25 protein-coding genes are annotated in these 24,880 nt (G+C 68.2%); 8 read left to right on the top strand and 17 right to left on the bottom strand.

The genetic code is table 11. The features are described 5' to 3' along the window. Positions 1–6: 6 nt before the first annotated feature. Positions 7–531, bottom strand: a complete 525-nt coding sequence (locus DIE06_RS19095) for a DUF2244 domain-containing protein (protein ID WP_124662691.1) — start codon at positions 529–531, stop codon at positions 7–9. Positions 532–726: 195 nt separating this feature from the next. After that, the gene (locus tag DIE06_RS19090) at positions 727–1,692 is read right to left on the bottom strand and encodes a methyltransferase domain-containing protein (protein WP_124662690.1); all 966 of its coding nucleotides are present in this window, start codon (positions 1,690–1,692) and stop codon (positions 727–729) included. Between the two features lie 83 nt (positions 1,693–1,775). On the opposite strand from DIE06_RS19090, the gene DIE06_RS19085 reads away from it, so the two are divergent. Next, a complete protein-coding gene (locus DIE06_RS19085) occupies positions 1,776–2,588 on the top strand; it encodes a ComF family protein (protein WP_124662689.1) in 813 nt (270 codons plus the stop codon). 104 nt (positions 2,589–2,692) lie between these two features. Further along, positions 2,693–3,163: a tRNA (uridine(34)/cytosine(34)/5-carboxymethylaminomethyluridine(34)-2'-O)-methyltransferase TrmL gene (gene trmL / locus DIE06_RS19080; RefSeq protein WP_124662688.1), complete on the top strand. Its 471-nt coding sequence runs from the start codon at positions 2,693–2,695 to the stop codon at positions 3,161–3,163. Positions 3,164–3,200: 37 nt separating this feature from the next. On the opposite strand, the gene DIE06_RS19075 is transcribed toward trmL, so the two are convergent. The 5 genes from DIE06_RS19075 to DIE06_RS19055 all read right to left on the bottom strand — a co-directional run bounded on the left by DIE06_RS19075 (position 3,201) and on the right by DIE06_RS19055 (position 6,135). Continuing rightward, the gene (locus DIE06_RS19075; RefSeq protein ID WP_124662687.1) at positions 3,201–3,725 is read right to left on the bottom strand and encodes an O-acetyl-ADP-ribose deacetylase; all 525 of its coding nucleotides are present in this window, start codon (positions 3,723–3,725) and stop codon (positions 3,201–3,203) included. Between the two features lie 118 nt (positions 3,726–3,843). Further along, on the bottom strand, positions 3,844–4,842 hold the full coding sequence (locus DIE06_RS19070; RefSeq protein WP_124662686.1) for an NAD(P)H-dependent glycerol-3-phosphate dehydrogenase: 999 nt from the start codon (positions 4,840–4,842) through the stop codon (positions 3,844–3,846). A gap of 26 nt (positions 4,843–4,868) precedes the next feature. After that, positions 4,869–5,348, bottom strand: a complete 480-nt coding sequence (secB, locus tag DIE06_RS19065) for a protein-export chaperone SecB (protein ID WP_011658008.1) — start codon at positions 5,346–5,348, stop codon at positions 4,869–4,871. A 107-nt stretch (positions 5,349–5,455) separates the two neighbouring features. Continuing rightward, a complete protein-coding gene (grxC, locus tag DIE06_RS19060; protein WP_124615792.1) occupies positions 5,456–5,716 on the bottom strand; it encodes a glutaredoxin 3 in 261 nt (86 codons plus the stop codon). Beyond that, entirely contained in the window at positions 5,713–6,135 is a 423-nt protein-coding gene (locus DIE06_RS19055; RefSeq protein ID WP_124662685.1) for a rhodanese-like domain-containing protein, read from the bottom strand. The genes grxC and DIE06_RS19055 overlap by 4 nt, the downstream gene beginning before the upstream one ends. A gap of 136 nt (positions 6,136–6,271) precedes the next feature. On the opposite strand from DIE06_RS19055, the gene gpmA reads away from it, so the two are divergent. From gpmA to DIE06_RS19040, 3 genes are all read left to right on the top strand, one after another. Beyond that, positions 6,272–7,018 (top strand): 2,3-diphosphoglycerate-dependent phosphoglycerate mutase, encoded by a 747-nt coding sequence (gene gpmA / locus DIE06_RS19050; RefSeq protein WP_124662684.1) that lies wholly within the window; start codon positions 6,272–6,274, stop codon positions 7,016–7,018. A 248-nt stretch (positions 7,019–7,266) separates the two neighbouring features. Then, positions 7,267–8,808 carry a S41 family peptidase gene (locus DIE06_RS19045; RefSeq protein ID WP_124662683.1) on the top strand — a complete coding sequence of 514 codons (1,542 nt, stop codon included), beginning with the start codon at positions 7,267–7,269 and terminating at the stop codon, positions 8,806–8,808. 112 nt (positions 8,809–8,920) lie between these two features. Continuing rightward, the gene (locus tag DIE06_RS19040; RefSeq protein WP_124662682.1) at positions 8,921–9,673 is read left to right on the top strand and encodes a HesA/MoeB/ThiF family protein; all 753 of its coding nucleotides are present in this window, start codon (positions 8,921–8,923) and stop codon (positions 9,671–9,673) included. An 89-nt stretch (positions 9,674–9,762) separates the two neighbouring features. Here DIE06_RS19040 and ptsP read toward each other — a convergent pair whose 3' ends face one another. From ptsP to DIE06_RS19005, 7 genes are all read right to left on the bottom strand, one after another. Continuing rightward, complete coding sequence (gene ptsP / locus DIE06_RS19035) at positions 9,763–11,535, bottom strand: phosphoenolpyruvate--protein phosphotransferase (RefSeq protein ID WP_124662681.1); 1,773 nt, start codon at positions 11,533–11,535, stop codon at positions 9,763–9,765. Positions 11,536–11,740: 205 nt separating this feature from the next. Then, on the bottom strand, positions 11,741–12,010 hold the full coding sequence (locus DIE06_RS19030; protein ID WP_006752075.1) for an HPr family phosphocarrier protein: 270 nt from the start codon (positions 12,008–12,010) through the stop codon (positions 11,741–11,743). Positions 12,011–12,084: 74 nt separating this feature from the next. After that, complete coding sequence (locus DIE06_RS19025) at positions 12,085–12,555, bottom strand: PTS sugar transporter subunit IIA (RefSeq protein WP_044848229.1); 471 nt, start codon at positions 12,553–12,555, stop codon at positions 12,085–12,087. 231 nt (positions 12,556–12,786) lie between these two features. Beyond that, complete coding sequence (gshB, locus tag DIE06_RS19020) at positions 12,787–13,743, bottom strand: glutathione synthase (protein ID WP_124662680.1); 957 nt, start codon at positions 13,741–13,743, stop codon at positions 12,787–12,789. A 25-nt stretch (positions 13,744–13,768) separates the two neighbouring features. After that, a complete protein-coding gene (gshA, locus tag DIE06_RS19015) occupies positions 13,769–15,058 on the bottom strand; it encodes a glutamate--cysteine ligase (protein ID WP_044848231.1) in 1,290 nt (429 codons plus the stop codon). 242 nt (positions 15,059–15,300) lie between these two features. After that, positions 15,301–16,815, bottom strand: coding sequence for an ammonium transporter (locus DIE06_RS19010; protein WP_124662679.1), 1,515 nt, complete (start codon positions 16,813–16,815; stop codon positions 15,301–15,303). A gap of 33 nt (positions 16,816–16,848) precedes the next feature. Further along, positions 16,849–17,187, bottom strand: a complete 339-nt coding sequence (locus DIE06_RS19005; protein WP_006398175.1) for a P-II family nitrogen regulator — start codon at positions 17,185–17,187, stop codon at positions 16,849–16,851. Between the two features lie 356 nt (positions 17,188–17,543). Here DIE06_RS19005 and DIE06_RS19000 point away from each other — a divergent pair, with 356 nt between their 5' ends. Then, positions 17,544–17,795, top strand: a complete 252-nt coding sequence (locus tag DIE06_RS19000; RefSeq protein ID WP_006398174.1) for an accessory factor UbiK family protein — start codon at positions 17,544–17,546, stop codon at positions 17,793–17,795. Between the two features lie 291 nt (positions 17,796–18,086). Then, positions 18,087–19,721: a YifB family Mg chelatase-like AAA ATPase gene (locus DIE06_RS18995; protein ID WP_124662751.1), complete on the top strand. Its 1,635-nt coding sequence runs from the start codon at positions 18,087–18,089 to the stop codon at positions 19,719–19,721. A gap of 333 nt (positions 19,722–20,054) precedes the next feature. Here the strand turns inward: DIE06_RS18995 and DIE06_RS18990 are convergent, their stop codons facing one another. Next, positions 20,055–20,627 carry a hypothetical protein gene (locus DIE06_RS18990; protein WP_124662678.1) on the bottom strand — a complete coding sequence of 191 codons (573 nt, stop codon included), beginning with the start codon at positions 20,625–20,627 and terminating at the stop codon, positions 20,055–20,057. 163 nt (positions 20,628–20,790) lie between these two features. Here DIE06_RS18990 and DIE06_RS18985 point away from each other — a divergent pair, with 163 nt between their 5' ends. Continuing rightward, complete coding sequence (locus tag DIE06_RS18985; RefSeq protein WP_124662677.1) at positions 20,791–21,327, top strand: TlpA disulfide reductase family protein; 537 nt, start codon at positions 20,791–20,793, stop codon at positions 21,325–21,327. A gap of 97 nt (positions 21,328–21,424) precedes the next feature. Here DIE06_RS18985 and DIE06_RS18980 read toward each other — a convergent pair whose 3' ends face one another. Both DIE06_RS18980 and DIE06_RS18975 read right to left on the bottom strand, forming a co-directional pair. Then, a complete protein-coding gene (locus DIE06_RS18980; RefSeq protein ID WP_124662750.1) occupies positions 21,425–22,780 on the bottom strand; it encodes a sigma-54 dependent transcriptional regulator in 1,356 nt (451 codons plus the stop codon). An 88-nt stretch (positions 22,781–22,868) separates the two neighbouring features. Next, positions 22,869–24,878, bottom strand: coding sequence for an ATP-binding protein (locus tag DIE06_RS18975; RefSeq protein WP_124662676.1), 2,010 nt, complete (start codon positions 24,876–24,878; stop codon positions 22,869–22,871). Between the last annotated feature and the right edge of the window lie 2 nt (positions 24,879–24,880).

The following is a 24,880-nucleotide window of genomic DNA, read 5'->3' as shown; positions in this document are numbered from 1 at the left end:
GCTTCGTCAGCCGCAGCGCCTGAGCGACACGCGCAGTTCGTCGGCGAACTGCGCACGCTTGTGCTGCGCGAGATGCTGCCCGATTACGACGGTCTGCCCGCGCGATACGAGTCGAATCGGATCGCGTGGCGTCGCACCCGGCTCGACCCGCACCCAGCGCGGGTTGAATTCGATCTGCGTGAACCGCTCCGCATCCATCCGCTCGATCACGAGCCGGTGCGGAAACAGCCTGATGCGCTCGTAATCGACCGCATGACGGGCATAGATCGCGAACGCGACGCCTACCGCCAGCAATTCGATTCCGGTGAAGGGCATGACAAGCCAGGCCCCGCACCACATCAGCACTGCCGCGATCACCAGCGAGAAGCCCGCGAGCGACGCGTAAAACAGCACGAACTGGCGCGGCGACGCCGAACAGTTGCGTTTCATGAGCCAGTCTTCGAGGACCGGCTCATCGTTCGTCGTCTCCGCCAAAAACCTCGCCGCTTCCATCGCCGCCTCACGCGAATGGCATGCGATGCATGCCTGCATCGGACTCGTCGGCCCGTATTGCGGGGACCCCGGGACGACAAGCTGACGCATTATAGGCGGGTTCAATGGCATCCACAAGCAAGCGGCTATCGGCCCGCGAGCCAAGCGCCACAAGCTTCCCGGCCGTTTTCGGCGTCAATTCGACCCCGCTTTGCGCCGCTAATTTCAGACATAACAAAACCCCTCTTTACCGCTTTACCGATTCTTCGGACGCCCCTTTCCGATATCTTCGATGCGCACGATGCCGTGCCCCTCGGCGGTCGTGCGCGGCACGGCCTTCCACGCGTGGCCGTAGATCACTTCGAACGTCAGCGGAATCGTGCCGTCCGCGCGCCGGCGCGCTTCCAGCGCATCGCCGAGCGCCGCGCGAAAGCGCCGCGCCGCACGCTGCGGCACCGCGCGGTCGAACGGATAGGCGCCCCAGCAGCGCACGTCGGCCAGCAGGGAATCAGGGGTCTTGTACGTGACGGTCAGCACTTCCTGGTCCATCACCGGAATCTCGAAGCCGCTCTCGACGAGCATGTCGCCGAGATCGTGCATGTCGACGAAATCGACGACGCGCGCGGCGGGCGGCGCGATGCCGAGCGCCGCTTCGGCGTCCGCACAGGCCGCGCGCAGCTCGCGCAGCGTATCGGGGCCGAGCGTACTGAACATCAGCAGGCCGTTCACGCGCAGCACGCGCTGCCATTCAGGGAACACCGTATCGGGACGCGAATGCCAGTGCAGCGCGAGATTCGACCAGATCAGGTCGAACGCGCCGGCCGCGAACGGCAACACCGAGAAGTCGGCCTGCGCGACGCGCGGGCCGCGCTGCCCCAGTGCCCGGCCGAGCGACGCGGGCAGCCAGCGGCGCCAGCTCGTCTGCTCGACCTCGCGCTGGCCCGCCCGCGCGAGCATCGCGCCGGACAGGTCGACGCCGAACACCGGGGCTTCGGGAAAGCGCGCGCGCAGCGCCGGCAGGTCGTCGCCCGGGCCGCAGCCCGCGTCGAGCACGGCCGCGGGACTCACCTTGATGTATTCGAGGCGCTCGTTCATCCGCTGCGCGATCTCGCGCGGCAGGAACGCGACCGCGTCGAACGCGGCGGCGCGGCGATCGAAGATCCGCCGCAAACGCCGGGCGTCATTGGCCGGACGGCCGGTTGAAGTCGAAGCTGGGGACATGTCGGGCACACTGGCGAAGAGCCCGAAGTATACTCGCTCGCCTCGCAGCCTTCAGCGAGACGGGGCCGCCAGGAGTGTTCGCGATGGATCGCAGTTCCACCCCGCGCCCGATGCGCGTCGTTTTGTCGCAGGTTCGCGCGCTGGCCATGCGCATCGTCGCGCTCGCGTTGCCGAATCGGTGCGCGCTGTGCGGCAATTTGTCACACACGGTGATTTGCAGCGCCTGCGACGCCGCGTACTGGAACGAAGCGCGGCTGCGCTGCGACGTCTGCGCGGTGCCGCTGGGCGTCGGGCGGCCGCGGCCGCGCGCAGACCGCAACCGGCACGGTGACGCCGGCCCCGCGTCCACCTACCGGTGCGACACGTGCCGCGCGACGCCGCCGCCGTTCGACGCGACGCTCGCGCTCGCCGATTACCGCGCGCCGCTGGACGGGCTCGCGCGCGGCCTGAAGTTTCATGCGCGGCTCGCGCTGGGAGCGGAATTCGCGGCCCGGCTCGCGCAGCGGGTCGACGACACGGACGCGATGCGCGGCGCGGGAGGCTTCGATGTGATCGCGCCGGTGCCGCTGTCGCACGGGCGGCTCGTCGCGCGCGGCTACAACCAGGCGTGGGCGATCGCGCGGCCGCTTGCGCACCGGCTCGGCGTGCGTGCCGACGCGGCGCTGCTTGCACGCGTGGCCGAAACCGCGCCGCAGTCGCGGCTCGACCGGCGCGCGCGGCGCGACAATGTGCTCGCGGCGTTCGCGGTGACGGGCGACCTCGCCGGCCGCCACGTGGCGCTGGTCGACGACGTGATGACGTCCGGCGCGACGCTCGCCGCGGCCGCGCAGGCATTGAAGGCGGCGGGTGCCGCGCGCGTGACGAATCTGGTTGCGCTGCGCACCGCCAGGGATTAATTAGATAGAGGCCGGCCGCCCGCATACGGCGACGGCCGTCACGAACCGGCCGGCCGGGACGGCAGCACGTTGCTCCGCCCCGGCCGGCCCAGCCAGACCCAACCATGTTCAACGTCGTCCTCGTCGCCCCAGAAATTCCGCCGAACACCGGCAACGTGATCCGCCTGTGCGCCAACACCGGCGCGCGCCTGCACCTGATCGAGCCGCTCGGCTTTCCGCTCGACGACGCGAAGATGCGCCGCGCGGGCCTCGACTATCACGAGTACGCGCAAATGCGCGTGCACCGCGACTGGGACGCGTTCGTCGCGGCCGAGGCACCCGATCCCGCGCGGATGTTCGCATTCACGACCCGCGGCTCGGGCCGCTTCCACGACCATGCGTTCGTGCCGGGCGACTGGTTCGTGTTCGGCTCGGAAACGCGCGGCCTGCCGGCCGACCTGCTCGAACGCTTCCCGAACGAACAGCGCGTGCGCCTGCCGATGCGGCCGGGCAACCGCAGCCTGAACCTGTCGAACACGGTGGCCGTGGTCGTGTTCGAGGCGTGGCGCCAGGCCGGTTTCGACGGCGGCGCCTGACACGCCCGCCCGGCCCGCGCCGCGCGGGCCGGACCCGCTAGATGCGCGCGAGCCGCGCGCGATACAGGTCGTAGATGTCGGATGAAAAGCACGCGAATACCACGCGTGCGAGGTTCGGCGCCTGCGGCAGCATTTCGACGACCGTGCCGACCGCGATGTCGACGGCCTCGTCGGCCGGATAGCGATACACGCCGCAGCTGATCGCCGGGAATGCGATCGAGGTCGCCGCCACCTCCTCGGCCAACTCGATCGCGCGCCGGTAGCATGCCGCGAGCAGCTCCGGCTCGCCGCGTCCGCCGCCATGCCACACCGGGCCGACCGCATGAATCACGTACCGGGCCGGCAACCCGTGGCCGCGCGTGAGCTTCGCGTCGCCGGTCTCGCAGCCGCCGAGCGTGCGGCACTCGGCGAGCAGCCCCGGGCCGGCCGCGCGATGGATCGCGCCGTCGACCCCGCCGCCGCCGAGCAGCGAACCGTTCGCGGCGTTGACGATCGCGTCGACGTCGAGCGTCGTGATGTCGACGAGTTGCACGTCGAGCGTGGTGGAACCGATCTGCAGCATGACACCCTCCCGAAACGCCGGAGACTGTTCAAGCGTAGTGCGCTTTGGCGCCGCCCGCTTTGCGCGAGCGCGCCGGGCCGCAAGAATCGGCGTGATTCGTCGGCGTGATTCGTCGGTGTTATTCGGCGCGCGCGTCGCGCCGCAGCAGGCCGCTGACCGCATCGCGCGGTGCGACGCCGTCGAACAGCACGCCGCATACGGCTTCGGTGATCGGCATTTCGATCGATTGCGCACGCGCGAGCGCGAGCACGGCCTGCGCGCAGCGCACCCCTTCGGCCACATGGCCGAGGGCGCCGAGGATGTCGTTCAGCGAGCGGCCGGCTGCCAGCTGCAGGCCGACCGTGCGATTGCGCGACAGGTCGCCCGTCGCGGTGAGGATCAGGTCGCCGAGGCCCGTGAGGCCCGTGAAGGTTTCCGCACGGCCGCCGAGCGCGACGCCGAGGCGTGACATTTCGGCGAGGCCGCGCGTGACCAGCGCGGCGCGCGCATTTAGCCCGAGACCGAGACCGTCGGCGATGCCGGTCGCGATCGCCAGCACGTTCTTCACCGCGCCGCCGACCTCGACGCCGACCACGTCGTCACCCGTGTAGATCCGCATCGCGCCGTGATGAAACGCGGCAAGCGTGCGCTCGCGGCATTCGGCGGACGTGCTCGCGACCGTCAGCGCGACGGGCAGCCCGAGCCCGACCTCGCGGGCAAAGCTCGGCCCCGACAGCACGCCGTTGCTGTGCTGCCCCGGCAGCTCGGCCGCGATCACCTGGTGCGGCAGCAGATGCGTGTCGGCCTCGAAGCCCTTGCAGACCCACACGACATGCGCGGGCACGCAGCCCGCGTCGCGCATCGCGCCGAACAGCGTGCGCAAGCCCGCCACGGGTGCCGCGATCACGCACAGCGCGTCGTCCGCGGCGCCATGCGCGAGCGCGGCGCCGAGATCGGCGTCGTAGCGCAGCGCATCGGGCAGCGCGATGCCGTCCAGATAGCGGGAATTTTCGTGCCGGGCCTGCAGCCCAGCGATCAGCGCGGCGTCGCGCGCCCAGAGAAACGTATCGTGCCGCGCGGCCAGATGGCCCGCGAGCGCGGTGCCCCAGGCACCGGCGCCGAGAACGGCTACTTTCATACCCAGCACCGGTCCGGAGTGAAACGTCAGTTCAGCGTCGTGCCGTTCGGCGCGCCTGCCGCACCGGCCTGCTGCTGAAGCTGCGCGAGGCGCTGCTCGTACAGCGCCTGGAAGTTGATTTCCGCCAGGTGGATCGGCGGGAAGCCCGCACGCGTGATCGCGTCGGCGATGTTCGAGCGCAGGTACGGGAACAGGATCGTCGGGCAGGCGATGCCGACGAGCGGGTCGAGCTGTTCGTCGGGAATGTTGCGAATGTCGAAAATGCCGGCCTGCTTCGCTTCGATCAGGAACGCGACCTTGTCCTTCACCTTCGCGGTGACGGTACCCGACACGACGACTTCGAACACGCTTTCCGCGAGGCGTTCCGCCTTGACGTCGACTTCGACTTCAACCGACGGCATGTCCTGCTCGAGGAAAATCGCCGGCGAATTCGGCTGCTCGAGCGACATATCCTTCAGGTAGACGCGCTGGATGTTGAAGAACGGTTGGTTTTCGACGTCGGACATGGTGTTTCCCTAAATGTGGTGACGGGGCGGCCCGGCTTCATGCCGGCCGCCTCGGTTGAATCCTGCGCGCTCGAGCCGCGGCGCGGCCGGCGGCCATTCTGCCCTAATCAGGCCGCTTGCAGAAGCGGCGCGAGCCCGCCTTCGCGGTCGAGCTTCGACAGATCGTCGTAACCGCCGACGTGCGTGTCGCCGATATAGATCTGCGGCACCGTGCGACGGCCCGTGCGCGTCATCATTTCCTCACGGCGGGCCGGATCGCGGTCGATCAGCACCTTTTCGATCTGCTCGACGCCGCGCAGCTTCAGCAGGCGCTCGGCCTGAATGCAATACGGACACACCTGCGTGCTGTACATCAAAACCTTGCTCACTTCGCCACTCCTTGTTTGACGACCGGCATCCCGGCCTGCTGCCAGGCGGCGACGCCGCCCTCGAGCACGTGTACCTCGGCATAGCCTGCCGCCTCGACCTCGCGCGCCGCCTTCTGCGACTGCTGGCCGTTCTGGCAGACGAGCAGCACGGGGGTGCTCTTGTTTTTCGCGACCTGCGCGATTTTCGTGCCGATCTCGCCGGCGGCGACCTGGCGCGCCGACGGCAGGTGGCCGGCGGCGAAGTCGGACGCGGCACGCAGGTCGATCACGACCGCGTTGCGGCGATTGATGAGCTGCGTCGCCTCCGCGGCCGACAGGCCGCCACGGCCGCGACGCAGGGCCGGCCATGCGAGCAGGCCGCCCGAAACCAGCAGGATCGCGATAAGGGCCAGGTTCGTGTAATCGGTAAAGAACTTCACGGAATTCCGCCGGAAAAAGAGAAATCGGAAAAGGACAATCCCGTCATTATAAAATAACCGTCTTGCGCGATGGCGGACCCGCACCGGGTACCGCGCGACGCGCCCCGCTTCCCTATCACTACCGACCGCAAGATCCATGTACAAACTCGTTCTCATCCGCCACGGCGAATCGACGTGGAACAAGGAAAACCGCTTCACCGGCTGGGTCGACGTCGACCTCACCGAACAGGGTCGCAACGAGGCCTACCAGGCCGGCGAATTGCTCAAGGAGGCCGGCTACACGTTCGACATCGCGTACACGTCGGTGCTCAAGCGCGCGATCCGCACGCTGTGGCACGTGCAGGACAAGATGGACCTGATGTACCTGCCGGTCGTCCACTCGTGGCGCCTGAACGAGCGCCACTACGGCGCGCTGTCGGGTCTGAACAAGGCGGAAACGGCCGCCAGGTTCGGCGACGACCAGGTGCTCGTGTGGCGCCGCAGCTATGACACGCCGCCGCCGGCACTCGAGCCGACCGACGAGCGCGCGCCGTTCAACGACCCGCGCTACGCGAAGGTGCCGCGCGAGCAACTGCCGCTCACCGAGTGCCTGAAGGACACGGTCGCGCGCGTGCTGCCGCTGTGGAACGAGTCGATCGCGCCGGCCGTCCGGGCGGGCAAGCAGGTGCTGATCGCCGCGCACGGCAACTCGCTGCGCGCGCTGATCAAGTACCTCGACGGCATCTCGGACAGCGACATCGTCGGCCTGAACATTCCGAACGGCGTGCCGCTCGTGTATGAACTCGACGAGAACCTGAAGCCGATCACGCACTACTACCTGGGCGACCAGGACGCGATCGCGAAGGCGCAGGCTGCCGTCGCGAAGCAGGGCAAGGCGGGCTGATACCCGTCCAGCCGGGCAGGCCGCCTCGCGCGCGGCCTGCCCGGCCGCCCCGGCGCGCGGCGCGAACCTTCGCGGCCCCGGCGCTGTCGAATCCGCTTTCGAATCCACTGCGCGTCCGGCGGCACCCGCCGGAACCCGGGGCTCCGGGGCCAATTCGCACCGTTCCACTGGGTAATCGGACGAACAGTTATACTTGTCCGCTACATCCCCGCTACCGCCACGCGCTTCCCGACCGCACCAGACTCTCTATGCGAATGAAATTGAAGAACATCGGCCTGATTGCCGCGGGCCTCGCCACGGGCGTATTCGCCACGCTGCAGGTTTCGGCGTCGGCCGAGCAGACCGCCACGGCACCGCTTCCCCTCGACCAGCTCCGCCTGTTCGCGGAAGTGTTCGGCCAGATCAAGCGCGAGTACGTCGAGCCGGTCGACGACAAGAAGCTGTTGACGGCGGCGATCAAGGGCATGGTGTCGAGCCTCGACCCGCACTCGTCGTTCCTCGACAAGACCGACTATGACGAGTTGCAGGAGCAGACCAAGGGCCGCTTCGCGGGTCTCGGCATCGAAATCTCGCAGGAAGACGGCCTCGTCAAGGTGATCTCGCCGATCGAGGACACGCCCGCGTTCCGCGCCGGCATCCGCCCGGGCGACCTGATCACGCGCATCAACGACAAGCCCGTGCGCGGCATGACGCTCGACAAGGCCGTCAAGCAGATGCGCGGCGAGCCGGGCACCAAGGTCACGCTGACGATCTTCCGCAAGAGCGACGACCGCACGTTCCCGATCACGGTCACGCGCGCGATCATCAAGGTCCAGAGCGTGAAGATGAAGCTGCTCGACCCGGGCTATGCCTACATCCGGATCACGAGCTTCCAGGAGCGCACGACGCCCGATCTCGCCGCGAAGCTCCAGGACATCGCGCGCCAGCAGCCGAACCTGAAGGGCCTGATCGTCGACCTGCGCAACAACGGCGGCGGCCTGCTGCAGAGCGCGGTCGGCGTCGCCGGCGCGTTCCTGCCGGCCGACTCCGTCGTCGTGTCGACCAACGGCCAGATCCCGGATTCGAAGCAGGTCTACCGCGATACCTACGACAATTACCGCCTGCCGTCCTTCGACGGAGATCCGCTGAAGAGCCTGCCGCCGATCTTCAAGACCGTGCCGATGGTCGTGCTGACGAACGCGTACTCGGCGTCCGCGTCGGAAATCGTCGCCGGCGCGCTGCAGGACTCGAAGCGTGCGCAGATCATGGGCAAGACGACGTTCGGCAAGGGCTCGGTGCAGACGGTCCGTCCGATGACGGCCGACACCGCGCTGCGCCTGACCACCGCCTATTACTACACGCCGAGCGGCCGTTCGATCCAGAACAAGGGCATCACGCCCGACGTGCCGGTCGATCAGTATGCGGACGGCGATCCGGACGACGTGCTCGTGACGCGCGAGGTCGACTACACGAACCACCTCGCGAACACGCAGGATCCGAACGAGAAGAAGGAACAGGAAGTGCGCGAGCAGCGCCGGATGGACCAGCTGCGCGTCCTCGAGGAGCAGAACGACAAGAAGACGCCGGAGCAACGCCAGAAGGACCGCGATCGCAAGCCGATCGAGTTCGGCAGCGCCGACGACTTCATGATGCAGCAGGCGCTCAACAAGCTCGAGGGCAAGGCGGTGCAGGAATCGAAGTCGCTGCTCGCCGAGAGCACGGCGAAGAGTCCGGCCGGCAAGGCCGCGTCCGCCGCGAAGGCGTCGGGCGCGAAGGCGGCCGCACCGAAGCCCGCGTCGGCACCGCAGTAAGCGCCGGCCGGCATCCGACGGGCCATCGCGGGAAGACCGCGATGGCCCGTTTTTCATGTGCGCCTAGAATAGACCGATATCCGGCACGTCCCGCCTCGCTCACGCCTTCCCCATGAACGACGATCAACTCCTTCGCTACTCCCGCCACATCCTCGTGGACGAAATCGGCATCGAGGCGCAGCAGCGCTTCCTCGACGCGCATGCGATCGTCGTCGGCGCCGGCGGCCTCGGCTCGCCGGCCGTGATGTATCTCGCGGCATCCGGCGTCGGCACGATCACGCTCGTCGACGCCGACACGGTCGACCTCACGAACCTGCAGCGGCAGATCCTGCACGTGACGGCGTCGGTCGGCCGCAGCAAGGTCGAATCCGGGCGCGACGCACTCGCGCAGCTGAACCCGGAAGTGACCGTGCATGCGGTCGCGGCACGCGTCGACGATGCATGGCTCGACGAACACGTTCCGCAGGCAACCGTCGTGCTCGACTGCACCGACAACTTCGCGACGCGCCACGCGATCAACCGCGCGTGCGTCGCGCACGGCGTACCGCTCGTATCGGGCGCCGCGCTGCGCTTCGACGGTCAGATCAGCACGTTCGACTTCCGCGACCCGGCCGCCCCCTGCTACGCGTGCGTGTTCCCGGAAGACCAGCCGTTCGAGGAAGTCGCGTGCGCGACGATGGGCGTGTTCGCACCGACGGTCGGGATCATCGGCGCGATGCAGGCCGCGGAAGCGCTGCGCGTGATCGGCGCGATCGGCACGACGCTCAACGGGCGGCTCATGATGCTCGATTCGCTGCGGATGGAATGGACGACGATGAAGATCGCGCGCCAGGCCGACTGCCCTGTGTGCCAGGGCCGGCACTGACGCGCGCGGGATGCATGCGCCGAACGGCGCATGCGTGACGCTTTGCTACCTTCGCGACGCGCGACGGTTCCGCAGCGCAGCCGCGCCGCCTAGGCGGCCGCGTCCGCGCGCGGTTCCGCGACCGACAGGCGCTTGAGCGCCGCCTGCACTTCCTCCGGCTCGAACGCGGCCAGCACGTCGGCCGTCGGCTTCTCGAGCGCCTTCAGGTGTGCGCGCAGGATCTCCTGCTTCACGACCAGCAACTGGCTCGGGTGCATCGAGAACTCGGTGAGCCCCATCCCGAGCAACAGGCGCGTGAGCGCCGGATCGCCCGCCATTTCCCCGCATACCGACACCGACACGCCCGCGCGCTTCGCCTCGCGCAGCGTGTACGAGATCAGGTGCAGCACCGCCGGATGCAGCGGGTCGTACAGGTGCGCGACCGCGTTGTCCGCGCGGTCGATCGCGAGCGTGTACTGGATCAGGTCGTTCGTGCCGATCGACAGGAAATCGAAGCGCTTCAGGAACAGCGGCAGCGCGATCGCAGCGGCCGGGATCTCGATCATCGCGCCGATCCGCACGTTCGGATCGTAAGCGAGCCCCGCGTCGTCGAGCTGGCGCTTCGCCTCGCGGATCAGGTCGAGCGTCTGGTCGATCTCCTGCGCGTGCGCGAGCATCGGGATCAGGATCTTCACCTGCCCGAACGCTGACGCGCGCAGGATCGCGCGCAGCTGCGTGAGGAACATCTGCGGCTCCGACAGGCTCCAGCGGATCGCACGCAGGCCGAGCGCCGGGTTCGGCGCCGTCTCGTAGGCTTCGTCGAGCGCCTCGAGCGGCTTGTCCGCGCCGACGTCGATCGTGCGGATCGTCACCGGCATGCCCTTCATCCACTCGACCGCGCGCTTGTATGCGGCGAACTGCTCCTCCTCCTCCGGCATCTCCTTCTGATGCATGAACAGGAACTCGGAGCGGAACAGCCCGACGCCGACCGCGCCGGCCTCGACGGCCGCCTTCGCGTCGTCGGGCAGCTCGATGTTCGCGTACAGCTCGATCTTCGTGCCGCACAGGGTTTGCGTCGGCGAGAACTTCAGGCGCTGCAGCTTGCGTTGCTCGAGCAGCTTCTCGGACTGGCGGTACGAATATTCCTCGAGGACGATCGGCGCGGGATCGACGATCACGATCCCCTGGTCGCCGTCGACGATGATCAGGTCGTTCTGGCGGATCAGCGAACTCGCATGCTGGACGCCGACCGCGGCCGGAATGCCGAGGCTGCGCGCGACGATCGCCGTGTGCGACGTGCGGCCGCCGAGATCGGTGACGAACGCCTGGAACGACTGCGACTTGAACTGCATCATGTCGGCCGGCGCGATGTCGTGTGCGACGACGATCATCTCGTTCTGGCCATGCGCGGCCGCGCGATCGAGCGCCTGCGACGCCGACGGCGCACCGGCGAGCGCCTTCAGCACACGCTCGACCACCTGTTCGATGTCGGCCTTGCGCTCGCGCAGGTATTCATCCTCGATGTCGTCGAAGTGGCGCGTGAGCAGTTCGAGCTGCTCGGTCAACGCCCATTCGACGTTGTAGCGGCGCGTGCGGACCAGGTCGATGGTTTCCTGCACGAGCATCGCGTCGCTCAGGATCATCGCGTGCACGTCGATGAACGCGCCCACTTCGGTCGGGGTGTCGTCCGTCAGATCGGCGCGCAGCGCCTCGAGTTCGCGATGCACGACCTCGCGCGCCGTATTGAAACGCGCGACCTCGGCGTCGATCTGGTTCGCCTCGACCAGGTAATGGGCGACGTCGAGCGCCGCCGGCGCGATCAGATACGCTCGCCCGATCGCGATACCACGTGAGACGGGAATGCCATGCAGCGTGAAGGACACGCGCACCTCCTCTGTACATGTAAAGCCGCGGCACACTGCTGCGATGCGCTTATGACCCCGGTTAGCGATTATAAATTCCGCACCTCCGTGCTGACTGCATGCAGCGCAACATTGCAGTTTCCGCATCAATGCTGCGGACGAAAAAAATGCCGCGACAAACGCGGCATTCTGCTTCGAAATGGCAACGATCCCGGGGAGGCCCGGATCACTGACCTTCGCCGAACTTGTCCGCGATCAGCTTGAGCAGCGCGTCCATCGCCTCGCGCTCGTCGGGACCTTCGGTCTCGATCGTCACGCTGCTGCCGATGCCCGCCGCGAGCATCATCACGCCCATGATGCTCTTTGCGTTGATCTTGCGTCCGTTGCGCGTCATCCAGACTTCCGACTGGAAGTTGCCGGCCAGTTGCGTAAGCTTGGCCGAAGCGCGTGCATGGAGCCCCAATTTGTTGACGATGGTGGTTTCTTGTTGAAGCATGATTCTCGGTCGGGTCGGTCGAGGTCGCCGGCGACGTGCGTCGGCGGGTCGGTCTAAAACGGAAAACGGGACGGTCAGTGCGATTCGGTGCGCGGTTGCGGCTCGGGCGGAATCGGCGCGCACTGGCCGCAGCCGGTTTCCGACGGCGGCGGTGGCGTGCCGGCCGACACCTCGTGGACGCCCTTCGCGCCGCCGGACAGCGCCTTGTCGACGAGCTTGTCGAGCGGCACGGTACGGTAGCAGACGGCGCGCACCAGCATCGGCAGGTTCACGCCCGCCAGCACGCGCACGTTGTCGAGTTTCGCGAGCTGGCCCGCGATGTTCGCGGGCGTCGCGCCGTACATGTCGGTCAGCACGACGACGCCGTTCTCTTCCCTGAGCCGCGCAAGCTCCGCGTGCGCGAACGCCATCACCTGGGTGGGGTCGCTGTCCGCCAGCACGTCGATGCAGCCGATGCGCGCGGGCACGCCGCCGTAGATGTGCGCGATGCAGTCCCGCAGCGCGGTGGCGAGCGGCGCGTGCGCGATGATCAGAATCCCGGCCATGTCAGACTGCCCCCGGCCGCCCCTGGCGGGCCGACGCCCCGCAGCGGGGCAACGAGCATAGCGAGTGTGGGAATCGTTTCATGTTCAACCTTGCAACGGTTTCGGCCCGACCGCCGGGCCTTCGGCGCGCTGGTCGCGGCACCGGGCAAGCGGGCATTGTAGCAGGCCGGTCGAACCGCTCCGGCGACGGGGGACCTGCGCGGCCGCCGCCGGGGTTGCGCGGGAAGCGGGCTACGCGGCCGCCCGCTCCAGCGCGTCGATGAACATCGCGGCGACGTCGAAACCCGTCTGCTCCATGATTTCGCGGAAGCACGTCGGGCTCGTCACGTTCACCTCGGTCAGCCAGTCGCCGATCGCGTCGAGCCCGACCAGCAGCAGGCCGCGCGCGGCGAGCACGGGCCCGAGCGTCTCGGCGATCTCGCGGTCGCGCGGCGTCAGCGGCTGCGCGACGCCGAGCCCGCCCGCGGCCAGATTGCCACGCACCTCGCTGCCCTGCGGAATCCGCGCGAGCGAATACGGCACCGGCTCGCCCGCGATCAGCAGAATGCGTTTGTCGCCCGCCTTGATCTCGGGAATGAACTTCTGGATCATCAGCGAGCGCGTGCCGTCATGGCCGAGCATCTCGATGATCGCACCGAGATTCATCCCGTCGGCCTTCACGCGGAACACGCCCATCCCGCCCATCCCGTCGAGCGGCTTCACGATCACGTCGCCATGCTCGGCGTGGAACGCACGCAAGCGCGCGGCGTCGCGCGTGACGAGCGTCGGCGCGACGAACTGCGGAAACTCGCCGATCGCCAGCTTCTCCGAGTGATCGCGGATCGACTGCGGCTTGTTGAACACGCGTGCGCCGGCCCGCTCGGCAAGCTCGAGCATCCAGGTGGCCGTCACATACTCCATGTCGAACGGCGGATCCTTGCGCATCAGCACCGCGCCGAACGACGTCAGCTGACGCGATTCGTGCGCGGCCGCCTCGTACCACGGGTGGCGATGCAGGTCGGCCGTGTCGCCGACGATCGTCACGCGCTGCACGTCCGCCTCGACGCCCGAGCCCGTCCAAGCGAGCTGGTGCGGCTGGCACGCATACACCGCATGCCCGCGCCGCGCCGCCTCCGCCATCATCGCGTAGGTCGAATCCTTGTAGATCTTGAAGCGCTCGAGCGGGTCGGCGATAAAGAGAATGTCCATGCGGGTCCTGTACGTAGCGAAGCCGTTACACCTGGATGGCTTCGGGATCGGTCTTTTCCAGTTCGATCGACGACGCGATCAGCGACAGGCGCGCGACGACGCCATACATGTAGAAACGGTTCGGCGGCGCGGCACCCGGCTTCGCGCCGGCATCCGGCAGCGCCGTGTGCTCGAAGCCGAGCGGCACGTAGTGCATGCCGGGCGCGTTCAGGTTCTGGTCGCGCTCGCGGCCGCCGTGCGTGCGGTAGAAACCGCCGACCACGTAGCGGTCGATCATGTACACGACCGGTTCCGCGACTTCGTCGCCGACGCGCTCGAACGTATAGACGCCTTCCTGCACGATCACGTCGCGCACCGCGAGGCCGGCCTTCGACTCGGCCATCTGCGCGCGCTCGGCCTTCGACATGCGGCCGATCTCGGCCGCGTCGTGCACGGTCATCACGCCGCGCCCGGCGGTGCCCGCGTCGGCCTTCACGACGACGTACGGCTTCTCGCTGATCCCGTATTCGCGGTACTTGCGCGCGATCTTCTTCAGCACGCCGTCGATCGCGTCGGCGAGCGCCTGCTCGCCTTCATGCGCCTGCCAGTCGACGCCTTCGACATGCGCGAAATACGGATTCACCATCCACGGATCGACGCCGACCATCTTCGCGAACTTCTTGGCGACGTCGTCGTAGCACGAGAAGTGCGTCGACTTGCGGCGCACGGCCCAGCCCGCGTGCAGCGGCGGCAGCAGGTACTGCTCGTGCAGGTTTTCCAGCACGGCGGGAATCCCGGCCGACAGGTCGTTGTTCAGCAGGATCGAGCACGGATCGAAATTCTTCAGGCCGAGGCGGCGCTGCGAACGCTCGAGCGGTTCGAGCACGATCTTCTGGCCGTCGGCCAGCGTGATCGGCGTCATGTCGGTGATGCTGGGGTCGAGCGAGCCGAAGCGCACGTTCAGGCCGGCCTGGCGCATGATCGTCGCGAGCCGCGCGACGTTTTCCAGGTAGAACGCGTTGCGGGTCGGCAGCTCGGGAATCACGAGCAGGTTCTTCGCGTCCGGGCAGATCTTCTCGATCGCCGCCATCGCGGCCTGGACGGCGAGCGGCAGCACTTCGGACGGCAGATTATTGAACGCGCCGGGGAACAGGTTCGCGTCGACGGGCGCCAGTTTGAAACCGGCGTTGCGCAGGTCCACCGAACAATAGAACGGCGGGGTGTGTTCCTGCCATTCGAGCCTGAACCAGCGTTCGATCGCAGGCGTCGCGTCGAGGATCTTCTGCTCGAGCTCGAGCAGCGGACCGTTCAACGCGGTAACGAGGTGGGGAACCATGAATCACTCGCGAGCGGGAGAATGAAGATTGTAGAGCAATTGCCTTGCCCATTTGGGGATTGTTCCCGGCTTCACAAGGATTTGAAGGAAGTTTTCGGCTATTGACCCGATAGATCGAAGGGTTATGCGCTACGGCCGCGGAAGGCTGGAGAAAAAAAGCCCGCCGGGTGGGCGGGCCGAAGTCGCTGCGCTCATTCGTGACGGGCGCCGTCTGCGCGGCGGCCCGCCGTCATCCGTACGACTTATTCGACGTGCTCGCCGTGCAGCACCACGTCGAGGCCTTCGCGCTCTTCCTCTTCGGTCACGCGCAGGCCGATCGTCAGGTCGATCAGCTTCAGCAGCACGAAGCTCAGCACGCCGCTGTACACCAGCGTGATCAGCACGCCCTTGGCCTGCAGCAGCAGGCTGCCGTCGGCGCCGCCGATGTCCTTGATCGCGAACACACCGGTCAGCAGCGCGCCGAGAACCCCGCCCACGCCGTGCACGCCGAATGCATCGAGCGAATCGTCGTAGCCGAGCTTCGACTTGAGCCACGTCGCCGACCAGAAGCACACGACGCCGGCCGCGATGCCGATCACGAGTGCACCCGTCACGCCGACGAAGCCGGCGGCCGGCGTGATCGCGACGAGGCCCGCGACCGCGCCCGACACGATGCCGAGCACCGACGGCTTGCCGTGCGAGATCCACTCGGCGAACATCCAGCCGAGCGCCGCGCAGGCGGTTGCGACTTGCGTCGTCAGCATCGCGAAGCCGGCACGGCCGTCGGCCGCGACCGCGGAACCCGCGTTGAAGCCGAACCAGCCGACCCACAGCATCGAGCCGCCGATCATCGTCAGCACGAGGTTGTGCGGCGCCATCGATTCACGACCGAAGCCGACGCGCTTGCCGAGCATCAGGCACGACACGAGGCCCGCGATACCGGCGTTGATGTGCACGACGGTGCCGCCCGCGAAGTCGAGCACGCCGTCCGCCGACAGCCAGCCGGTCGGCTCCCACACCATGTGCGCGATCGGCACATAGACGATCAGCGACCAGAGCGTCATGAACACGAGCATCGCCGAGAACTTCATCCGGTCGGCGAACGCGCCGCAGATCAGCGCCGGCGTGATGATCGCGAACGTCATCTGGTACACGAAGTAGACCGACTCCGGGATCGTCGTCGCCAGGTGGCTGACGGTCAGCGTGGTCGCCTTGTCGCCCTTCACGTAGGTCATCCCGTGCAGGAACGCGCGCGACAGGCCGCCGATGAAGCCGTTGCCCGGCGTGAACGCGAGGCTGTAGCCGACCACCGTCCACAGCACCGTGATCACCGCGGTGATCGCGAAGCTCTGCATCACGGTCGCGAGCACGTTCTTCTTGCGGACCATGCCCGCGTAGAACAGCGCGAGGCCGGGGATCGTCATGAACAGCACGAGCGCGGTGGAGGTCAGCATCCACGCGGTGTCGCCGGCGCTGATCTTCGACGAATCGACCGAGAACGGCTCGGTCGGTGCGGCGGGTGCGGCCGGCGCGGACGCGGCGGCGGCAGCCGATGCGTCCGCGGCGCCCGAAGCGGGTGCGGTAGCAGCGGCAGGCGCCGAAGCGTCGGTGGCAGCCGGCGCCGAAGCGGCGGGCGCGGCGGCAGCCGATGCATCGGAAGCCGCGGCGGCGGGCGCGGACGCAGCCGCGGCGGAGGCCGCGTCGTCGGCGAGCGCGGGGCCGACGCCGGCCGCGATCAGCGAGCCTGCCATCAGCAGGGACATCAGAAGTTTGCGCATCTCGGGTTTCCTCTTGTCGCTTGTCTTTGTCTGTTACAGCGCGTCTGCGCCGGTCTCCCCGGTCCGGATCCGGATCACCTGCTCGATCGGCGTGACGAAGATCTTCCCGTCGCCGATCTTGCCGGTGCGCGCGGCCCGCTCGATCGCCTCGACCGCCTGGTCGACGAGATCGTCGGATACGGCCGCCTCGATCTTCATCTTCGGCAGGAAATCGACCACGTATTCGGCACCCCGGTACAGCTCGGTGTGCCCCTTCTGGCGCCCGAACCCTTTCACCTCCGTCACCGTGATGCCGGAGACGCCGAGCGCGGAGAGCGCTTCGCGCGTCTCATCGAGCTTGAACGGCTTGATGATTGCGGTAATCAGTTTCATGAAGTCCTCTCGCTGGGTGATCCCGTCGAATTGGTTGGAATGGTGTAACGGCATCTTCTCAGCAACTCGCATGCCATGTTCGTGCGAGCACCGTCTCGAATGGCCATTAAACGGGGACGCATCGCACGTTGAAAGGTGCGGAAGCCCGGCCGAATGGCCAACGTGGCCCAGGTTTGCTGGCGCGTCGAAAGGATCGTTGCTAGAGTGCTCGCACGTCCCGGCTCACCGGGCCATTCACCCATGCGGGCGCCATGCCCGGAATTCGCGCCGCGGGCGCACCATTTCCGGTCATGCGTGCATCATGGGCGTGTACGCAACTGAAGATGCACATTTTTTGTGCAAGGAAGGGAAATCTCATGAAGCAACCCAGCGATGTTTTCAACGACCTGCAGTCGCGCGTCAGCGATCTGCTGAAAAACTCGCCGGCCAAGGATGTCGAGCGCAACGTGAAGGCCATGCTGTCGCAAGGCTTCTCGAAGCTCGATCTCGTCACGCGCGAGGAGTTCGACACGCAGGCACAGGTGCTCGCCCGCACCCGCGTGCGTCTCGAGGAACTCGAGAAGCGCGTCGCGGAACTCGAGCAGAAGCTCGCGGCGTCCCAGGCCTGACGCCCCACCCGACCGACAGGTCCAGGCGCGGGCCGCCATGTGCGGCCCGCGCCTGACACCCGGAAGTCAGCCAGCCAGTCAGTCGTTCCGTCGTTCTTCGCAGTCCCCCGCTCTTCGCTGTTCCTCGCTCTTCGCTCTTCGCTCTTCGCTCTTCGCTCTTCGCTCTTCGCTGTTCGTCGTTCCTCGTTCTTTCCCGCGCCACGCCGGCACGCGCGCACCGATTCCTCCGATTCCGCGGCATGCGGCCCCGAACGGCCGTTGCCCGTCCGATTCATTTACAGGAGCCTCGCCATGTCGCTCGCCGTGGTGCGCAGTCGCGCGCCGGCGGCCGGCCGCGCGCCGGACGTCACCGTCGAAGTCCATCTCGCCAACGGGTTGCCGTCGTTCTCGATCGTCGGCCTGCCCGATCTCGAAGTCCGCGAAAGCCGCGAGCGTGTGCGCGCCGCGCTGCAGAACTGCGGATTCGACTTCCCCGTCAGGCGCATCACCGTCAATCTCGCGCCGGCCGACCTGCCGAAGGAGTCGGGCCGCTTCGACCTGCCGATCGCGCTCGGCATCCTCGCCGCGAACGGTCAACTCCCGGCCGACGCGCTGGCCGGCCGCGAATTCGCGGGCGAACTGTCGCTGACCGGCGCGCTACGGCCGATGCGCGGCGCGTTCGCGATGGCGTGCGGTGCGGCACGCGACTGGCGCGAGCGGGTGGCCGGAGCGAGCCTCGGCTCCGGGCTCGGCTCCGGTCTTGATTCCAGCCGCCGTTCCGGCCTCGATTGCGACGCGATATCCGGCGCGACCGCCCTGTCGCACCCACCCGAGCTGTACCTGCCGCTCGACAGTGCGGCCGAGGCCGCGCTGGTGCCGGGGGTCACCGTGTTCGGCGCGCCCGACCTGCCCGCGCTGTGTGCGCACCTGGCCGATGCGCCGGATGCCCGGCTCGCGCCGATCGCGGCGCCCTGCCTCGACGGCGTGCCGGTGCCGGCGGCACCCGATCTCGCGGACGTCGTCGGCCAGCGCGGCGCCCGGCGCGCGCTCGAAGTCGCCGCCGCGGGCGGGCACCACATGCTGATGATCGGGCCGCCCGGCGCGGGCAAGTCGATGCTGGCCGCGCGGCTGCCCGGCCTCCTGCCGCCGCTGACCGACGACGAGGCGCTGACGTCGGCGGCGCTCCTTTCCGCGAGCCGCATCGGCTTCTCGCCGGCGCAGTGGCGGCGGCGCCCGTTCCGCTCGCCGCACCACTCGTCGAGCGCCGCCGCGCTGGTCGGCGGCCGCAACCCGCCGCAACCGGGCGAGATCACGCTCGCGCACCTCGGCGTGCTGTTTCTCGACGAACTGCCCGAATTCGACCGGCATGTGCTGGAAATGCTGCGCGAGCCGCTGGAAGTCGGCCGCATCACGATCTCGCGCGCGGCGCAGCAGGCCGACTTCCCCGCCGCGTGCCAGCTGATCGCCGCGATGAATCCGTGCCCGTGCGGCTGGCATGGCGATCCGTCCGGGCGCTGCCGCTGCACACCGGACGTCGCCGCGCGCTATCTACGCAAGCTGTCGGGGCCGCTGCTCGACCGGATCGACATCCAGATCGACCTGCCCGCGCTGTCGCCAGCCGAACTCGCGTCGCGCGCGAAGGCGCCCGGCGAGCCGAGCGCCGCGGTCGCCGCACGGGTCGCGCAGGCGCGTGCGCTGCAACTCGGCCGGCAGGGCAAGACGAACCACATGCTGAGCGGGCGCGAGACCGACGACCTGTGCCGGCCGACCGACGACGGCGAGCGGCTGCTGCGCGAGGCCGGCGAGCGCTTCGGCTGGTCGGCGCGCGCGTATTTCCGCGTGCTGAAGGTAGCGCGGACGATCGCCGACCTGGCCGGCGACCCGTTGCCGACAGCCGCGCAGATCGCCGAGGCGATCCGTTACCGGCGTGCGCTCACGGCGCTGTGACCGCCGTCGGAGGACAAAATATGACTGTCAAGACTTGACTTATGCACAATTTCACGAATCCGGCCCCTGATTACCATGCGCGGGCGCCCTTTCATCACGAAATTCGCATCCCTTTGTTTTTATTGATTTTTCCCAAACGGAGCGCAGACTGTCAAATGCGCCGGAAGGCCGTCCGGCGCGGCTTTGCGGGAGATTCGGTCAACTTTTCAACAAAGTTATCCACATGTGCTGTGGACAGTCGAAAAATCCCCGCAAAATCCGGCGATTAGCGTCGAAAGCTGCGAATGAACCTTCAATTGTCACAGCAGGTCCAAGCGTCCTCGCCGGCCGCTGTCAGTCGAGTTTGAACGAGCCGAAAAACTGGTCGAGCTGTTCCTGCGCAAGCGATCCGTCGGCGATCGCGACAGCCTGGTACGCATGCCGGCCGCGCGCCACGAGCCGCGCGACGATCGTCTTGTGCGAGTGGTCGCCGCCGCTGGCCGCACCCGCGATGCGCAGCTCGAGCCCGTTCACCGCACCGCCGGCCGCGAGCGGCACCGGCACCGAGGCCGTCTGCGGCACGCCGTCGAGATTGCGCGACAGCCCGGACCGCAGGAACTCGAGCGCCGCGCGGCGCGTGTCGTCGCGGTCGTCGGGCAGCGTCAGCGTGCCGACCGCGAATACCGCGCCGTCGACGTGCGCGGCCTGCATCCGCATCGGCATCGACGCGCCGCCGACCGCCACCGGCTGGTCCTCCACGGTCGGCTTCGCCGGCAGGTCGATCGTGTAGCCGGCGTCGTTGTGCAGCGTACGCCAGTCATATGACGGCGAGCACGCGGCCAGCGCCGCGCTCACGCACACGAGCGCGGCGAAGTGTCGCAGCGGACGAAAAAGGGGGCGCAACGAATCGATGACTTCCTTCGGCATGGCAGTGATGGGGACAGGCAAAACGCCCATTATCCGCCGAAGCTGACACCCGGGATGTGTCGCGGCCGCCGGTGCGTGCGCCGCATTCGCGCTAAAATAACCGCCGAATTTCGACGTCCTTTGCATCGATCCGCGTCATCGACCGACTCCGAGAGCACCGCAGATGAACACCACGCCTCCCGCCCAGCGCCGCACCGGCCCCGTCCGCTATATCGTCGCGGCCGTCGTCGTCGCGGCCATCGCCGTTGCCGGCTTCTTCGCGTTCAACGGCAAGTCCACCGTGCCGGACGCCACGTTCACGCTGCTGTCGGGCCAGAAGGTGTCGACGGCCGGCGATCTGAAGGGCAAGGTCTACCTCGTCAATTTCTGGGCGACGAGTTGCGCCACCTGCATGCAGGAAATGCCGCAGATGGTCGATACCTACAATCGCTTCAAGGGCCAGGGGCTGGAATTCGTCGCGGTCGCGATGAACTACGATCCGCCGATGTACGTCGCGAACTACGCGCAGACGCGCCAGTTGCCGTTCAAGGTCGCGCTCGACGACGGCAGCGTCGCGAAGCAGTTCGGCAACGTGCAGCTCACGCCGACGACCTTCGTCGTCGACAAGGACGGCAAGATCCTGAAGCGCTACGTCGGCGCCCCGCAATTCGCGGAACTCGACGCGCTGCTCAAGAAGGCGCTCGACAGCAACGCGGCCTGAACGCCGCCCGGCAAGACTCGCAGGGCCGGCCGCCGCGCCCTGCTCCGCATCACGGATCGCACGACCGGCCAGCCCGGTTCCGCGGTCCGTTTCATTTTCAGCGCTCGGTTTCGCCTTTCGCCGACAACCCGTAGCGCTTCATCTTCTCGTACAGCGTCGCCTTGCCGACGTGCAGCCGGTCGGCCGTCGCGGCGACCGCGCCGCCCGTCTGGTTCAGCGCCTCGGCGATGACCGCGCGCTCGAACTGCTCGATGCGCTCCTTCAGCGTCTGGTCGCTCTCGGCATCGTCGCCGCTTGCACCGGCTTCCTGCGGCATGTCGGCGACGCCGAGCACGAAGCGGTCGGCCGCGTTGCGCAGCTCGCGCACGTTGCCGGGCCAGTCGCGCTGCATCAGGCTCGCGCGCTGCCGGTCGGTCAGCACCGGGGCCGGCCGCGCGTAGCGCACGGCCGCGTCGAGCATGAAGTGCTCGAACAGCGGCACGATGTCCTCGCGACGCTCGGCGAGCGGCGGCAGCGCGATCGTCACGACGTTGAGGCGGTACAGCAGGTCGCGCCGGAACGTGCCGGCCGCGACGAGTTCGCTCATGTCGCCCTTCGCGGCCGCGACCACGCGGCAGTTCACGCGGATCGGCTGGTTCGAGCCGAGCCGCTCGAGCACGCCGTCCTGCAGCACGCGCAGCAGCTTCACCTGCAGCGCGAGCGGCATGCTCTCGATTTCGTCGAGGAACAGCGTGCCGCCGGACGCATATTCGAGCTTGCCGACGCGGCGCTTCGCGGCACCGGTAAACGCGCCGGGCTCGTAGCCGAACATCTCCGACTCGAACATCGGCTCGGGCAGCGCGCCGCAGTTCACCGCGATGAACGGCTTGTCGCGACGCGGCGACAGCTCGTGCAGGCTGCGCGCGATCAGCTCCTTGCCGGCGCCCGTGTCGCCGTTGATCAGCACCGATGCGTCGGTCGGCGCGACGTTCGCGATCAGCTTGCGCACCTGTTCGATCGCCGGGCTGCGGCCGATGATGCGCGGCGCGACGATGTTCTGCCCGGCGAGCTCGCGCCGCAGCGCATGGTTCTCGAGCACGAGCTCGCGCCGCTCGAGCGCGCGGCGTACCGTCTCGATCAGCCGCTCGGCCGCGAACGGCTTTTCGATGAAGTCGTACGCGCCGTCGCGCATCGCCTGCACGGCCATCGAGATGTCGCCGTGGCCGGTGACGAGGATCACCGGCACGTCGGGCACGCGCTCGCGGCACTGCGCGAGCAGGTCCAGCCCGCTCGCGCCGGGCAGCCGGATGTCGCTGACGATCGCGCCGGCGGTTTCCGCGACGATCGCCTTGTCGGCCGCCTCGGCCGACTCGAACCCGACGACGTCGAACCCCGCGAGCTGGAGGCTCTGCACGCTCGCCCGGCGAACGAGCGCATCGTCTTCGATATAGATCACTTGCAGCCGGTTGGCCATCGTAGTCACTTGCTCCTGGCGGGCCGCGCGGCGCTGGCGCGCGGCTCTCGTTGATACCGGTCGTTCGCCGGCCGGGCCTGAGGGCGGACTAATGCGAGCCCGCCGGCTCGGACATGGAGTCCGGATGATGCGTGCGCGCGCGCCGCAGCGTCAAGACGAACGACGCGCCGCCGGACGGCGCATTGCGCGCGGTCAGCGCGCCGCCCGCGTCGCTCGCGATCGACGACGAGATCGCGAGGCCGAGCCCGAGCCCGCGCCCCATTTCCTTGGTCGTGAAGAACGGTTCGAACAGCCGCGGCAGCAGATCGGGCGCGATGCCGGAACCGTTGTCGCGCACCTCGACCGCAAGCGTCGCGACCGACACCGCGATCGTCACTTCGATCGCCGGCGCCGCGACGCCCGCGACCGCGTCGAGCGCGTTGCCGAGCAGGTTGATCAGCACCTGTTCAAGGCGCAGGTCCTCGCAGCGGGCGACGAGCTCCGGATAATCGCGCGCCAGGTCGAGCGGCGCGTCCTGCGCGGGCGACACGGTCGCATCCTGCAGGGTCAGCGTGAGCGCGACGCCGCGCAGCCGGTCGCCGAGCAGCGCCAGCACGCTGCGCAGCGCGCGCACGACGAGCGCCTGTTCGTTGCGCGGCTTCGCGCGGCCGACGAACAGCTTCAGCTGGTTGGTGATCTTGCCCATCCGCTCGGTCAGCGCGGCGATCGCCTCGAGATTCTCGCGCGCGGCCGCCTGCTCGCCGCGATCGAGCAGCACGCGCGTGTTGTCCGAGAAGCTGCGCAATGCCGCGAGCGGCTGGTTCAGTTCGTGCGTGATGCCGGCCGCCATCTGGCCGAGCGCGGCGAGCTTGCTCGCCTGGATCAGTTCGTCGTGCGCGGCGCGCAATTCCTGTTCCGCGCGAATCCGGTCGCCGACTTCCTTCTGCAATTGCGCGTTCGCTTCCGACAGGTCGGCCGTGCGTTCCTCGACGCGCCGGTTCAGCTCCGCGTACGCCTGCTGCAGCAGCGCACGGCCGCGGATCATCTCGCGCACGCGTGCGCGGCGCATGCGCCAGTAGAACGCGAGCAACGCGACCGACACGAAGCCGAAGCCGGTGACGATCGTCGCGTTGCGCGCGTCGGCGTCGATGGGCGCGATCGGCGCGAGCGTGACGAGCAGCCAGTCGGGCTCGCCGATCCGGCGCTTGCTCGCGAGAAAGCGCGGCGCGCGCCGCCCGGCGCCTAGGCGTACGATCTCCGCGTCGGGGCCGAGCACCTGCTCGACGCGCAGCGGCAACGGCGTGACGGGCTGCTGCGCATACTGGCGCGTCTCGTAGATCGACGCGGCGACGGGCCCCGTCAGCGGATGCAGCGTGTGATACTTCCATGCGGGCACGGACGACAGGAACACGACGCCGTGATCGTCCGCGACGACGAGCGGCTCGGACGCATCGGCGCCCTGGAACCATTCGAGATTGAGCTTCACGACGACGACGCCCGCGATCCTGCCGTCGCGCCATACCGGCTGCGAAATGTAGTAGCCGGGATCGCGCGAGATCGTGCCGATCGCGAAGAAGCGGCCGACCCGGCCGTTCATCGCGTCGATGAAATACGGACGAAACTGGTATCCGATCCCGACGAAGCTGTCGGGCGCGCGCCAGTTGCTGGCGGCGACGCACAGACCGTCCGCACCGATCACGTAGGTGACGGTCGCGTGTGCGTGTTCGTTGAGGTCTTCGAGATAGCGGTTCGCGCGCGCGGTGAAATCGGCGCGCTTCGGCTCGGCGAGCAGGTCCAGCACGTACGGATGGCTGCCCAGCAGATAGGGCAGCGATTCGTAGCGATCGAGCGTGCTCTTGAGCGCGTTGGTGGTGCGGTCGACGCGCACCGCGGCGTTGCGCTGCAGTTCGGCGACGCCGCGCTGCCACGTGACGGTCCACGTCAGCGCGCACGCCGCCGCGAGCGCGGCGGCAAGCACGACGAGGATGAACAGGCGGCGCTTCACGGACGAGGCTTCCTGGCGATGCGGATCGCCTATTGTGTCATAGGGCTCCGCATCGATGCCCGGGCCGCCGCGCGGCGCGCCGCCTGCGGGCGGTGCCGCCGCCTGCTCCTTCATGG

Origin of the sequence: Burkholderia sp. Bp8998 (assembly GCF_003854235.1) — a bacterium.
Taxonomy (GTDB): domain Bacteria; phylum Pseudomonadota; class Gammaproteobacteria; order Burkholderiales; family Burkholderiaceae; genus Burkholderia.
Note: the sequence above shows the minus strand (reverse complement) of the source record. Positions and strands in the feature narration are given on the sequence as shown.